The 13,102-nt window shown below is 63.0% G+C and carries 11 protein-coding genes and 1 pseudogene; 5 read left to right on the top strand and 7 right to left on the bottom strand.

The features are described 5' to 3' along the window. Nucleotides 1–115: 115 nt before the first annotated feature. From GGQ67_RS13380 to GGQ67_RS13360, 5 genes are all read left to right on the top strand, one after another. A complete protein-coding gene (locus GGQ67_RS13380; protein WP_183900645.1) occupies nucleotides 116–2,167 on the top strand; it encodes an NAD(+) synthase in 2,052 nt (683 codons plus the stop codon). Nucleotides 2,168–2,245: 78 nt separating this feature from the next. After that, complete coding sequence (locus GGQ67_RS13375; RefSeq protein ID WP_183900675.1) at nucleotides 2,246–2,449, top strand: hypothetical protein; 204 nt, start codon at nucleotides 2,246–2,248, stop codon at nucleotides 2,447–2,449. Nucleotides 2,450–2,519: 70 nt separating this feature from the next. Further along, the gene (locus GGQ67_RS13370; protein WP_183900644.1) at nucleotides 2,520–2,738 is read left to right on the top strand and encodes a hypothetical protein; all 219 of its coding nucleotides are present in this window, start codon (nucleotides 2,520–2,522) and stop codon (nucleotides 2,736–2,738) included. 113 nt (nucleotides 2,739–2,851) lie between these two features. Continuing rightward, nucleotides 2,852–3,313 carry an RrF2 family transcriptional regulator gene (locus tag GGQ67_RS13365; RefSeq protein WP_183900643.1) on the top strand — a complete coding sequence of 154 codons (462 nt, stop codon included), beginning with the start codon at nucleotides 2,852–2,854 and terminating at the stop codon, nucleotides 3,311–3,313. Nucleotides 3,314–3,572: 259 nt separating this feature from the next. After that, entirely contained in the window at nucleotides 3,573–4,310 is a 738-nt protein-coding gene (locus tag GGQ67_RS13360) for a metallophosphoesterase (protein WP_183900642.1), read from the top strand. A gap of 20 nt (nucleotides 4,311–4,330) precedes the next feature. On the opposite strand, the gene GGQ67_RS13355 is transcribed toward GGQ67_RS13360, so the two are convergent. From GGQ67_RS13355 to GGQ67_RS13325, 7 genes and pseudogenes are all read right to left on the bottom strand, one after another. Beyond that, entirely contained in the window at nucleotides 4,331–6,688 is a 2,358-nt protein-coding gene (locus GGQ67_RS13355; protein ID WP_183900641.1) for a polysaccharide biosynthesis tyrosine autokinase, read from the bottom strand. A 4-nt stretch (nucleotides 6,689–6,692) separates the two neighbouring features. Further along, nucleotides 6,693–7,700 (bottom strand): glycosyltransferase family 2 protein, encoded by a 1,008-nt coding sequence (locus GGQ67_RS13350; RefSeq protein WP_183900640.1) that lies wholly within the window; start codon nucleotides 7,698–7,700, stop codon nucleotides 6,693–6,695. Beyond that, nucleotides 7,697–8,632, bottom strand: coding sequence for a glycosyltransferase family 2 protein (locus GGQ67_RS13345; RefSeq protein WP_183900639.1), 936 nt, complete (start codon nucleotides 8,630–8,632; stop codon nucleotides 7,697–7,699). Before GGQ67_RS13345 ends, GGQ67_RS13350 begins: the two co-directional genes overlap by 4 nt. Beyond that, the gene (locus tag GGQ67_RS13340; protein WP_183900673.1) at nucleotides 8,629–9,627 is read right to left on the bottom strand and encodes a glycosyltransferase family 2 protein; all 999 of its coding nucleotides are present in this window, start codon (nucleotides 9,625–9,627) and stop codon (nucleotides 8,629–8,631) included. The genes GGQ67_RS13345 and GGQ67_RS13340 overlap by 4 nt, the downstream gene beginning before the upstream one ends. A 63-nt stretch (nucleotides 9,628–9,690) precedes the next feature. Continuing rightward, a pseudogene (locus GGQ67_RS25605) lies at nucleotides 9,691–10,833 on the bottom strand (glycosyltransferase family protein); the annotation flags it as partial. 35 nt (nucleotides 10,834–10,868) lie between these two features. Then, nucleotides 10,869–11,687 carry an endo-1,3-1,4-beta-glycanase ExoK gene (exoK, locus tag GGQ67_RS13330; protein WP_183900638.1) on the bottom strand — a complete coding sequence of 273 codons (819 nt, stop codon included), beginning with the start codon at nucleotides 11,685–11,687 and terminating at the stop codon, nucleotides 10,869–10,871. A 3-nt stretch (nucleotides 11,688–11,690) separates the two neighbouring features. Further along, a complete protein-coding gene (locus GGQ67_RS13325; protein WP_210279629.1) occupies nucleotides 11,691–12,773 on the bottom strand; it encodes an acyltransferase family protein in 1,083 nt (360 codons plus the stop codon). Nucleotides 12,774–13,102: the final 329 nt, after the last annotated feature.

The raw sequence follows: 13,102 nt of genomic DNA, 5'->3' as shown, positions 1-13,102 counted from the left end.
CGCAGGTTTGCAAAGATGACGCCAACAGGGGTCAGCTTTGCAAAGAGATGCGGTTTTGCGCCGCCGCATTTGGATGTATTGGTCTTCGTGAAGCGCTTGGCTGCTGGAGGCATTCGTGAATTTCTATTCGGTCTATGATCAGGGATTTGTCCGCGTCGCGGCTTGCACGCCGATTTGCGAGATCGGCGATCCCGATTTCAATTCGAAGGCGACGCTCGACATGGCGCGGCAGGGCCACGCGCGCGGCGTCGGACTGATGGTGTTTCCGGAGCTCGGGATATCAGGCTACGCGATCGACGACCTTCTCGGACAGGACGCGCTTCTGAAGGCGGTGGATGCGTCGATCGCCGAGATCGTGGCGGCGAGCGCCGCGCTCACGCCGGTTCTGTTGATCGGGGCGCCGCTGCAGCATGAGGGGCGACTTTATAACTGCGCCGTCGCCATTCACGCCGGCCGCATCCTCGGCGTCGTGCCGAAGGTGCATCTGCCGAATTATCGCGAATTCTACGAGAAGCGCTGGTTTGCCTCCGGGCGGACCGTGCGTGATCAGACGATCCGGGTTGCCGGCGAGACCGTGCCGTTCGGCATCGACATGATTTTCGCGGCCGAGGACCGGGCGGATTTCACCTTCCATATCGAGATCTGCGAGGACCTCTGGGCGCCCGCCGCGCCGAGCGATTTCGGCGCGCTAGCCGGCGCGCTCATCCTCACCAACCTGTCGGCCAGCAACATCACCGTTGGAAAGGCCGAGACCCGCAAGCTGCTCTGCGCCGCGCAATCGTCGCGCAGCTTTTCCGCCTACATCTATTCCGCCGCCGGGCCGGGGGAATCGACGACCGATCTGGCCTGGGACGGACAGGCCTGCATCTACGAACTCGGCTCGATGCTGTCGGAGACCGAGCGCTTCCCGATGACGTCGCAGATGTGCGTCGCCGATATCGATGTCGAGCGGCTGCGGCTGGAGCGCCTGCGCACCGGCACCTTCAACGATGCCGCGACACTCAATCTCACGCCGGACCGCGCGTTCCGGAGGATCGGCTTCCAGTTCCAGGCGCCTCGGGGCGATATCGGGCTCGAGCGGGACGTGGCGCGGTTTCCGTTTGTTCCGGCCGACGAGAGCCGGCTGGACCAGGATTGCTACGAAACCTTCAACATCCAGGTGCAGGGCCTGATGAAGCGCCTGCGTTCGACGGGCATCAAGAGGCTTTGCCTGGGGATCTCGGGCGGGCTCGATTCGACGCATGCGCTGCTGGTGGCGGCGCGCGCCTATGACAGGCTCGGCTGGCCGCGCTCCGACATATTGTGCTTCACCATGCCGGGCTTTGCCACCGGCGACGAGACAAAATCGAATGCCTGGGCGCTGATGCGCAGCATCGGGGTGACGGCGGAAGAGATCGACATCAAGCCGCTGGCGTTGCAATTACTCCGCGACCTCAAGCATCCGTTCTCCGGCGGGCAGCCGGTCTACGACGTGACCTTCGAAAACGTGCAGGCGGGCCTGCGCACCGACTTCCTGTTCCGCGCCGCCAACCAGCGCAACGCGCTGGTGCTTGGCACGGGCGACCTCTCGGAAATCGGACTGGGGTGGTCGACCTACGGGGTCGGCGACCAGATGAGCCATTATAATGTCAACGCTTCCGTTCCGAAGACGCTGATCCAGCACCTCATCCGCTGGGTGATCCGCACCGGCGACTTCGACGCCGATGCCAAGGCGACGCTGGAACGCATCCTGGGCACGCTGATCTCGCCGGAACTCGTTCCCGCCGACGAGAACGGCGTGATGCAAAGTACGGAAGACAAGATCGGTCCCTACGACCTGCACGACTTCGCGCTGTTCTACACCACCCGTTTCGGGCTGCGCCCGTCGAAGGTGGCTTTCCTCGCCTACTGCGCATGGAGGGATGCCGAGGCCGGTGTCTGGCCGCCGCATTTCCCGCGGGACAAGCGCCGCGCCTTCGATCTTCCCGTGATCAAGAAATGGATGGAAGTGTTTCTCTTCCGTTTCTTCACGATCAGCCAGTTCAAGCGCTCGGCATCGCCGAACGGGCCGAAGGTCACGTCGGGCGGCTCGCTTTCGCCGCGCGGGGACTGGCGCGCGCCGTCGGATGGCAATGCGCGGGTCTGGATCAAGGAGTTGAAGGCCAACGTTCCTGATGTCGCGGACTGACGGAGTTGGTCGCGGCATCCTTGCCTAAGCGTGCCGGTGGCACAGATAAGAGAGCATAGCTTACGGAGGTATGTGCTCGTGGAGTGTGATGGTCCTGACGAACCGTTGCGTTACGAGATCCGCCGCGAGGCCTCGGGGCGGTGGACGGTCGTGGATTCGATGACCTCGCTGCCGGCGGCGACGGATGGTCGCGATCTGGTCGGGCTCTCCCGGGAAGATGCGCGCGATATCGCCGATGAACTCAACCGGAGTATCGCGCAGGGCCGCGACCCTCTGATCTGAACACCGGCGCGGCGCCTGCCGGGAGGTGCATATGCGAGAGCACGACGATCGTCCGACTAATAAACCGTTGATGGATCAGGCCGCCGAACGGCCCGGTCGTTTGGAGGATACGGAAGAGCGGATGCTGAGCGAGGGCCGCAGGCTCTCCGTCTGGGCGCTGATCGGAGCGGCGGCCTTCGTGGTCGCGATGATTGCCCTCGCTTTTGCCGTTTTCAAAAGCGATGGCCCAAATCCAGATGCAGCGACCTCGCCTCCGGCGGTGGATCGGCCGTCTTCCGAGGGGCCGTAGGGCAACACCTCGCCATATAAACTCTATAAACGATGTGATTTGTTGTCTCTTCACGGATTCAGCGCTATTGCCTGCCGGATAGGGGATCACGTGGGAGCTGAAGGTAGCCGGAAATGCTAACGAAAAAAGGAAAATACGGCCTGAAGGCGTTGGTCGATCTCGCACGGCTCGCACCGGGCGAAACCGCATTCATCAACGATGTGGCGGCCCGCAACAATATTCCGAAGAAGTTCCTCGACACGATCCTCCTCGAACTGCGCAATGTCGGTATCCTGCGATCGAAGAAGGGGCCGGGTGGTGGCTATTCGCTGTCGCGCGCGGCATCGGAAATCAGGATCGGCCATGTGATCCGCACGCTCGACGGTCCGCTCGCGCCCATCCGCTGCGCCAGCCGTACCGCGTTCGAAGCCTGCGACGACTGCTCCGATCCGGAGACCTGTCAGGTGCGTCGGTCGATGACCAACGTGCGCGATGCGATCGCCGATATCCTCGACAACATGACGCTCGAGCAGTTCGTCGCCTCCGGCGCCAAGTGGACCGAGAGCGACGAGACCGCGCCGATGTCGCTCGCCTGACGGACGGCGGCGAATTTCCGATGATCTCGGCCGTCAGACCTGTCCCATGCCGGCCTGTCGATTCATAGGATGCTCACTATATGGTGATCGGGAGCCCTTGGCGGGGGAGCCGCGCGAAGATAGCGCGTGTTTTTTAAGAAATAAGAGTGTTACTGACAGTCCATTGCCCGCGTGGGCGCTGTCTTGGGTCGTGTTCGCCGCTGCCTGACGAAAGGCGCGACCCCCGCGACCCATGATATTATGCAGCATGAGGTTACATATGCCGTCGAACCCTCGCACACGGCTCCAGCTCGATCCCGGCGACATGCCGATCTACGCGATTGGGGACATTCACGGCAGGCTCGATCTTCTGCGACAGGCCGAGCAGGCGATCTTCGAGGATGCGTCGCGCCTGCCGGGACGCAAGCTGATCATCACGCTCGGTGACTATATCGATCGCGGGCCGGCGTCGGCGCAGGTGATTTCGCACCTGATGCAGCCGGTACCCGATGGTTTCGATCGCATCAGCCTGACGGGCAATCATGAAATGATGATGCTCGATTATATCGACGGCAAGATGTCCTACGACAGCTGGATGATGACCGGCGCGGACGCTCTCTTGCACTCCTACGGCATCGACCCCAACCAGATGCCCGGATTGTTTCGCACGGCTTCGAAGCGCGATGCGTTCATCCGCGATTCGCTGCCGAAGGCGCATATCGAGTTCCTGCGCTCGCTGCCGATCCTGCTCGACACGCCGGCGGTGCTGTTCGTGCATGCCGGCATCGATCCGGCGCGGTCGATCGACAATCAGCAGGACGACGATCTCGTCTTCATCCGGCACCGCTTTTTCGAAAGCGATCTGCCGCTGCCGAAGCTGGTCGTTCACGGGCACACGCCGGTCGATCAGCCCGACGTGCAGGAGATGCGGCTCAACCTCGACACCGGCGCCTTCCGCAGCGACAGGTTGACTGTCGCGCGGTTGTGGCAGGGCGAGGTGCGCCTGTTCTCAACCTGATCAGGCGTGGTTTCGCTTGATCAGGCGTCCGCTTCGGCGGTTTCGCGCATCTTCGGCGTCTCTTCGGTGTAGTAGCTCGTATACTTGTGGCGGTAACGCTCGGTGCCGCCGAAGTTGGTGAACTTGCCGAGTTCGGCCATGTCGGTCTTGTTGAGGATCACACCAAGGATCTTCGACTTGATCTGCGGCTCGGCGTTGAGGACATCGCGCACCAGGTTGGTGGGCGTCTCACCCCATTCGGTGACGAACAGGAAGCCATCGACCTGCGGCGCGAAGGCCTTGGCGTCGATGACGGGGCCGAGCGGCGCAAGGTCGACGACGATGTAATCGAACATCTTGCGGGCGTTTTCCATCAGATTGAACATGCCCTGCGATGCCAGCAATTCGCTGGTGTGCATCAGGTTGTCGTTGGAGATGACGGGCAGGATCGCGAGCTTCGTGGTCGGATCGACCTTCACGGCGCCGGCCCACGGGATCTCGCCGAGAACGGCTTCGACGAGGCCGTGCTGCGGCGGCGACTTCAGCATGCGGGTGAGGCCCGGATTGCGAAGGTCGGCGTCGATGAGGAGCGTGCGCTTGCCGCTTGAAGCCAGGAGCGCCGCGAAATTGGCGGCTGTCGTCGACTTGCCTTCGCCCGGCATCGCCGAGACGACGCCGATGACGCGGTCGGAGCGACCCTGGAACATGACGTCGCTGGCAAGCTTGGCATTGCGGAGCGTCTCGGCGAAGACCGAGCGCGGCGCTTCCAGAACGACACGCATGATGCGCTCGAAGGTCGCGCCGTCGTCGTTGACCGGATCGCCGGGCTCGGGCGCGAGCTGGCTCGGGTTTCGGAAGATCTTCCTTTCGCGCGGCGGCTTGCCGACCAGCGGAAGGTAGCCCAGGAATTTCAGGCCGAGGATGGTGCGGACATCGCTTTCGACGCGGAAGAAGCGTTCGCGGAATTCCTGGAACACGACCAGGCCGCCGCCGGCCATCAGACCGAGAACGATCGCAAGGCCGAGCGTCATCGTCCGCTTCGGGCTGGACGGCGATACCGGGACGCCGGCTTCGGAGATGACGCGTGCCTTGGCGATCGGGAAGGACTGCTGCTGCGCCGCCTCCTCATACTTGCCGAGGTAGGATTCGTAGAGCGTCTTCAGCGCGGTGGCGCGCTGTTCCAGGTCGTTCAGCTGAACGATGGACTTGTCGGCCTCCGAGTTCTTGCCGGTCAGGTTGTCGATGTTCTTGCGCAGCGATGCCTCGCGCGAGCGGGCGACCTCGTATTCGTTGCGGGCATTCGAAGCCAGCTGCTGCAGCTCCTGAAAGATCTGGCGGGTCAGGTCTTCCTTTTCCGCGCGCAGCGCCACGGCCTGCGGATGATCGGCGCCGAAATTCGTCGTGACTTCCTGCTCGCGCTTGCTGACATTGATGTAGCGCGTGCGCGTGTCCTGGATGACGGAATTGTTGGCCTGACCGGAGGAGATGGCCGCGTTGTTGACCGCTCCCTCGGGGCCGAGGTCGATGATCTGCTTGAACTGGTTGTAGCGCGCCGAGGTGCTGGCCGCGTCCGACTGGGCGACGATCAGCTGCTTGGTGAGATCGGCCAGCTGCTGCTCGGACATGAGCTCGCCATTGGCGGAGGTCAGGCCATTCTTCGCCTTGAAATTCGCGGCTTCGAGCGCTGCCTGCTGCGAACGTTCCCGCAGATCGGTCAGGCGCTGCTGCAGCCAGACGGAGGCGCTTTCGGTCGCGTCGAAATTGGCGTTCAGCTGGTCGCTGAGATAGGCGGTGGCATAGGCCTTGGTGATGCGCGCGGCGAGCAGCTTGTCCGTCGAGCGGAACGAGACGGCGAGAACCGCGCTTCGGTTGACGCGAGACACCGTGAGCGCCTGCTGGATGAGCGCCGCGGCCTTCTGGCGGCGACCGGCGCGGGCATCGTCTTCGGAGACCGGAGGGCTGCCGGGAAGCACGGCGCTGGCAAGCAGCTTGATGCCCGACTTGATCAGGCCAACAGGGGAGGCGGGCGGATCGAGGATGGTGCTGTTGTCCTGCAGGTTCTCGGCATCGACGACGCGCAGCGCCAGCTGGTTGGACTTCAGGATCTCGACGGCGCTGGCGATCTGCATGTCCACCTGCTGCGAGTTCGCCACCGGGGTGGCGTCCTGCGCGTACCTGGTCATGCTGTCATCCAGCAGGATCTGCGTCATTGACGTATATTGCGATGTGGAGAATAGAAGATAGATCACCGCCAGCGTCACCGTCACTCCGACGCAGAGCGCGATCGAGCCGATACGGCGCATCAGGATCGCGATCAGGCGATCGATGTCGATGAAGGAATCGGAGTCTTCGGGCGCTTTTGGCAGAGAGCTGTGCAAGGTGAGGTTCCGTTGGTTCATGGCTCTATCCTTTGCGGGAACGGGTCGTGCCATCGATGGCTGTAAGGTCGGCCTGCGGGCCAATCAGTTTGCGGAGCGACGCGATGACGCGATTGGCCCGTGCTGCGATGGGCATGCTGAGATGCCCGACAGCGGAAGGGGTGCCCCAGGCTGTTCTGATCGTTCCAAGGATCGACCGGTCTTTGATATTCTGGACGAGAACGAGGAAGGCTCTTCCCCGAAGCAGGCTCTTTGCCCGGAACTCCTGGGCCGCTGCTGCTTCCACATCCAGCGTGTGATTGCGAAGGAAGGCCTTATCCCCTTCGATCATGGCGTCGATGTGGTGAAGCGAAAGAACACGCGAGATCGACCCTTCGCGAATGTTGTAGTCGTAACCGGCCAGCGGTTCGAAAACGCAGCGGCCGCCGAGCGCCATGGCGCTGGCGAGATAGAGATAGTCCTCGCCGATCTTCAGGCTTTCGTCGAAGCGAAGCGCGTGGCTTTCGATGAAGGCGCGCTGGAAGATCGGCTTCAGATAGCCGAAATTATGGGTGGTCTGAAAAAGCGCGTTGGAACGGATGAAGGCGGCGAGGGTGAGCGTCGGCATCCGCGCCAGCGCGTCCTCGGCGAACATGGTTTCAGCCGGCGTGCCGTCGGCCCTGATCACGCGGAGATTGTCGACGGCGATTTCGGCGCCCGCCTTCTCGGCGCGTGATATCATCCTGCGCAGCCGGTCCGGATCGACCGTGTCGTCGGAATCGAGCACCGCCAGCCAGCGGCCGGTGGCGGCCGAGATTGCGGCGTTGCGCGCCGCGGACGGCCCGCCATTGCGGGCAAGCGCGATCAGCCGGACGTTGCGGTCGGCATAGCTTTCGGCGATAGCCTTCGTTTCGTCGGCGGAACAATCGTCGGCAACGATGACCTCGACCGTGACGCCGCGCTGGGCAAGCGCGCTGTCGATCGCCTTTCCGAGCGTCGCCGCCGCATTATACGCGGCGATGATAAAGCTGACGTCGGGTATGTCTTGCTTCATGCGGCCTCCGCCGTTCCGTACTGGCGGATTTCGCGCACGCCGAGCAGGCCGCTGACGACGCCCGAATGCATGATGCCGCGCAGGGCGTAGCGGTAGCGCGGCACGGCCGAGAAGATGCAGGCCAAGGCGGCCGCGTAGCAGAAGCCGGCCTTGGCCGTGGCCAGCGCGATCTGCTTCGGCCGGTTGAGGCCGGAACTCGTCTCCTGCAGCAGCCGCCCATGGGTCTGGCCGAAACGGAATCGGCGCTTGGCGAGCCAGGACAGATCGGCGCGGTTTTCGGTCACCGGTTCGTAGACATAGGCCTTCTCGGCAAAGGCGATCTTGCCGCCGGCCTCATGCATGTGGCTGAAGAATTCCGTGTCTTCTCCACCCGTATGGCCGAGCGCGAGATTGAAGCGGCGGCCGGCGAGGCTGGGCGAAGAGAGGCGCAGCAGGACGTTGCAGGTGTAGCCCGTGCGGATCTCGCCATCGACCCAGACGGGCAGCGTCGAGTGAAAGTCGCCGACCCGCATCCAGCGCGGCGCGCTGTCGGCATAGACGCTGCGGACGGGTCCGAGAACGGCGTCGGCCTTGGTGGCGCGGGCGGTCGAGAGCAGCTCGACCAGCCAATCCTCGCTCGCATCCTCGTCGTCGTCGATGAAGGCCAGGAAATCGCCGGTGGCGTTATCCAGGCAGGCGTTGCGGGCGATCGAGATGTTCGACGCCGGGCAATGCACATAGGCGATTTCGTGGGCGATGCGCGGACGAAGCGCATCGACGCGCTCCCTGGCGCTCGGGGTCTTGTCATTGTCGGCGACGATGATGCGCAGCCGCGCGCCGGGAGGGACCTCCAGAACGGCCAGCGACAGCAGCGCCTCGTCGAGCGACGCGCGGCGATAGGTGCAGATGCCGATGTCGATCTGCAATTGTCTCGTCTGTTTCGGTTGGTTCACGATGCCACCCTTCTGCCGCGGAAGCTCAGGAGTTCCATCCAGAAACCGGCCGACCAGGCGAAATGCATCACCATGGCCGATACGGCGGCCAGCGGGCCGTAGGGGTTGCGCTGGCCGATCGCCATCCAGAACCCGTAGCCGACGCAGGCGACCGCCCAGAGGCTGAACGGAATGACGGCGGCCCAGTTCACCACGGCCAGAAACGCGCCGATGAAGACGGGAACGACCAGAAGCGGCAGCATCTGGCGAACATTCGGCATGCTGCCATGCTTGAGGATGTTCTTGGCGCGGCCGCGACCATAGCCGAGATACTGTCTGAACAGCGTGGCGACGCTGGAGCGCGGGTAATAGACCATGCGCGTCTTGTCGGTCATCCAGATGCCGTAGCCCGATTTCTTCAGGCGATAGTCGAGTTCGGCGTCCTCGTTGTGGCTGAAGGTCTCGTCGTAGCCGCCGACGGCCTCGAAGGCGGCGATGCGCATCAGGGCGTGGTGGCCGTGATTGGTCCAATGGCCCTTCGCACCCTCGCGATGCTTCGAGCCGCCATTTCCAAGCTTGGAGTTTTGGGCGAAGGCGGTGGCTTTCTGGAACATGCCGAAGCCGACGGTCTCCATCGACACGACGACGGAATCGGCCTGGGTCTCGACCGCTTCCTCAACGAGGCGGCGGCAATAATCATCCGGATAATCGCCATGAGCGTCGATGCGGATGAGATAGTCGTAGTCGCGGCCGAAGGTGGCGACCGCCAGATTGGTGGCGGCGCTTTGCAGGCGGCGCGGATTGTCGAGCAGCACGATGCGCGGATCGGCCATGCTGATGCGGGCGACGATCTCGCGCGTCGCATCCTTGCTGCCGCCGTCGGCGACGACGATCGTTGCGTTCATATGGTCGATCTCGCGGCTCAGCTTGGCGAGCAGCGGCTCGATGTGCTTCTCTTCGTTCAAACAGGGGATGATTATGAGACTGGAGACGCTGGCACTGGCATCAGGCTTCATGGTTGTCCACCCTTCTTGAGATACGGTTTTCGGTGCGGATGCACTGCTGTCGCCCCTCTCGACGGCAGCAGGCACAAGGCGGGAAAGGCTGGCGACGAGCGCTTCGCAGTCGCTGCGGTCGGCGAGCCAGGTTTTCTGATCTGTCAAGGCAACGGCGTCGCCGAGCGCATGGTAGCGTTCGCCGGTCATGGTTTCGAACAGCGTGCGCAGTGCTGCCGGGCTCGCGTCGGGAAGAGCAAGGCCGATCGCCTTGTCTTGCAGGAAGCGCGCCGTCTGGGTGCCTTCGAGCGCGATCGGAACGGTGCCGTAGAGGCATCCTTCGTAGAGCCGGTTCGGCAGCAGCCAGCTGGAATTCAGGCCTTCCTCGAAGAAGTCGATCGCCCAGGAGAAATGGACGTCGTCGTAGATCGCCCTCAAATCCTCGGGGTTGCGATACGGGCCTTCGAAGCGGAGATAGGGCTCGGCGGCGACGAAGCCGTCGAAATCCTCGAATTCGGAATAGGCGGGGCGGCCGCGCAGCACGATCTCGACACGGCCTTCCATCAGGCGCGAGAACTCGGCGAGCATCGCCAGGGACTTGCGGCAACGCAGCGCGCCGAACCAGCCGATCTTCCACGGCTGGCCGGGTTGCTTCAGCGGCCGGGCGATGGTCGGCTGGACCGTCTGGTCGATCGATATGACCTTGTTTTCGATCAGCAGCGTTTCGGCCTTGATGCCGGAGCGCGGCGCGAAGTGGTGTTCGATGAAGGCGGGCGAGCTGGTCATGATCAGCCGCGCGTGGCGGCCGAAGCGGGCCTCGGCGCCGCGCATGATCTTTCCGACGATGTCGTCGCGCGACAGCAGCCGGTGAATATCCAGGCATTCATAGACGACGGGCACATCGCCGCCGAACATCGCATTGGCGCGATCGGCGACGGCGAGCGCCTCGAGGTTGCGGCCGATGATGACGTCAGGCTTTTCGACCGTCTTCAGCAGGCCCTTCAGTCCGCTCATCGCCTTTGCGACCGCGCCGATGCGCTGCGCGAACTTGGCGTCGGCGGTGCGGCCGAGTTCGATCGGCGTGATGCCGTGCACTTCGGCGAGGCGGTTTTCGCCGCGCCGGAAGCCGGCGAGCGTCACCTGCGCGCCACCCTCGCGCAGCATCAGCACCCGCCGCCGGACGGCGGGATCCGCCAGATCATGCACGAGATACAGGACTTTGAGCATGGCACTCCTTGTCGTTTGCGCGCCTTCGGCGCTCGTCAGTTGAGCGTGCATGCGATCGATTCAGGGAACTGGCACTGGTCGCCGGGGGCGGTGTAGGCGAAGCGCTCGACCTCCAGCGATGTCGGCTTGGTGTAGGCGAACTTGCCCATCCAGTCCTTCAACGTGTCGGTGCCCCAGAGGCTGAAGAAAATCTTCTGCTGGCTGGTCGGGATCTTCGCGGGATCGGTGACATCCTGAACCAGCTTGCCGTTCAGATAGTAGCGCAGCCGGCCGGGTTCCCAGACGAAGGCGTAGTCGTTGAAGCCTTCATCGGCCTTGGAGCCGATCGGGACCAGCTTCTCGTTGCCGCCCTTGGCCTTGATGTACTGGTTGACCTGCACCTCGCCGGAATTCTTGCCGAGAACCTCGAAGTCGATCTCGTCGTGCGGCTGCTTGTCGGTCGGGCCGATGTAGGTGAAGAAGGCGGAGTTCAGGCCGGAGCCGGTGGCCGCCTTCATGCGGGCCTCGTAGGTGCCGTAGCCGAAGCGCTTCTTGGTCTGGATTTCGCCGCAGAGATAGCTGCGGTCCTTCGATTGGCCCTCGGCGAACGAGAGCTGCAACGCGCCGCCTTCGACCTTCACCTGGTTTTTCGACCAGGTGCAGTTCTGGTGCGGGCCGTTGTTCCAGCCGTCGGAAATGTACCAGATGCTACGGTCGAGCTTGTCGAAATTCTCGATGAAGGATGCGGTGCCCGGTTGCTGGGCTGCCTGCTGGGCGAGCACCGGAGAGACGCCGAGCAGCAGCGTGCCGATGGCGGCGAGCGTCGGGCCGGAGATGGGGCAAGGTTTTCGCGCATGGGCGATCTTGGTCGTCATGTGTCACCTTTGCTGTGTGATGAGTTTGGAATGAGCCGCGCCCGCCGACGCCGCCTTTTCATAGGGTTTCTTGGTCCGCGCACCGGTCATGACGCCGTATAGACGGGGGGCGATCTTGCGGCACAGGTCGTTCGAGACAATCAGGAACGGGAAGAGGACCACGAGCGAAAGAATGAAGAAGACGGGATAGAAGCTGATGCCCGCCTTGCCCCAGACGATCCACATGAAGATCAGCAGCGGATAGTGGGCGCAGAAGATCCAGAAGCTCAGGCTGCCGGTCTTCGACAGCCGCTGGCCGATCTGGGTCTCGATCAGCCGCGCTGACAGCAGCCAGAAGCCGAGCGCGCCGAAGATGGCGAGCGAGTTGCGCAGGAACTGAACCCAGCCCGGCAGGCTCGGGCCGGTCATGTAGATGATGGTGGCCAGCGCCGCGCAGCTGAGTAGCAGCAATGTCGTGCCCAGCGAGGCGAACCGGTCCAGCGCCCTCAGGTCGATCTTGTTGAGACCGATGTAGATGCCCAGGCTGAAAGAGAACAGGATCGACCGCTTGAGGACGATGTAGACCGAGCCATCCGGGATGACGGCGATGATCAGCAATGTCGCCAGCGTCACGAGCGGCGCACGGATGATCAGCCATGCCAGCAATGGCGACAGCAGGATGCAGATGAAGAGGTCGCGCAGGAAATAGAGCGGCACGTTGACCGGAAAATCCTCGGCGGCGAAAAGCTGGGTCATCAGCTCGCGCACGGAGGCCTGCCACGGGCTCGGCACGTATCCTTCACCGAGGCCGACGCCGAGCGCCAGCAGGATCGCCAGGAAGAACAGGCCGTTCCACAAGAGGAATGGCAGCAGCACGGTCTTGGATTTCGTGCGCACCGTTTTCAGGTAGCTGAAATTCTCCATGCCGCCGCGAAACAGGAGATAGCCGGAAATCGCACTCAGGGCCGGCACGCCAACCCGAAACAGCGCTTCCGCCAGGAATACTCTCAGCCAGTCGAAGGCGCCGTAGGCCCCGATGAAGGGACTGCTTTGGTCGCTGAATGGTATGTGTACGAAGACGATGCCCGAAATGAGCACAATCCGCATCAGGTTGATCCGTGAGGACACGTTGGTATCAACATTCACGTTGTCAGTCACCCCTTTTGGGTCGCAGCTCCCCTTTGCAACCGTTTCAATCAGAGCAGACTTCAGCCCGCAGCGAGGGAAGTTAGGGCGAATTCACGGAAGAAAATATGGCACTGCAGCAAAAGTGATCACGGACGGCGTTTCGTGACAGGTACTACTTGCCGTAACGGCGCGCGAAAAATGCGCGGCTGGAGTGTTGTCCCGTCGCCGAGAAGCCAGTGTGAGCAGTGCATTCAAGAAAATGATTATATTCACCGGCTTAGGCGCAAAATGCGTGGTGCGGCGCACGA

Source organism: Rhizobium metallidurans (assembly GCF_014196505.1).
In the GTDB taxonomy this organism is placed as follows: Bacteria; Pseudomonadota; Alphaproteobacteria; order Rhizobiales; family Rhizobiaceae; genus Rhizobium; species Rhizobium metallidurans.
This window is presented reverse-complemented; position numbering and strand designations above follow the sequence as displayed.

Coding starts and splice junctions, on each gene's coding strand:
- GGQ67_RS13370 (WP_183900644.1), top strand. CDS start 2,520: ATGGATCAGGCCGCCGAACGGCCCGGTCGTTTGGAGGATACGGAAGAG.
- GGQ67_RS13365 (WP_183900643.1), top strand. CDS start 2,852: ATGCTAACGAAAAAAGGAAAATACGGCCTGAAGGCGTTGGTCGATCTC.
- GGQ67_RS13360 (WP_183900642.1), top strand. CDS start 3,573: ATGCCGTCGAACCCTCGCACACGGCTCCAGCTCGATCCCGGCGACATG.
- GGQ67_RS13355 (WP_183900641.1), bottom strand. CDS start 6,688: ATGAACCAACGGAACCTCACCTTGCACAGCTCTCTGCCAAAAGCGCCC.
- GGQ67_RS13350 (WP_183900640.1), bottom strand. CDS start 7,700: ATGAAGCAAGACATACCCGACGTCAGCTTTATCATCGCCGCGTATAAT.
- GGQ67_RS13340 (WP_183900673.1), bottom strand. CDS start 9,627: ATGAAGCCTGATGCCAGTGCCAGCGTCTCCAGTCTCATAATCATCCCC.
- exoK (WP_183900638.1), bottom strand. CDS start 11,687: ATGACGACCAAGATCGCCCATGCGCGAAAACCTTGCCCCATCTCCGGC.
- GGQ67_RS13325 (WP_210279629.1), bottom strand. CDS start 12,773: ATGCGGATTGTGCTCATTTCGGGCATCGTCTTCGTACACATACCATTC.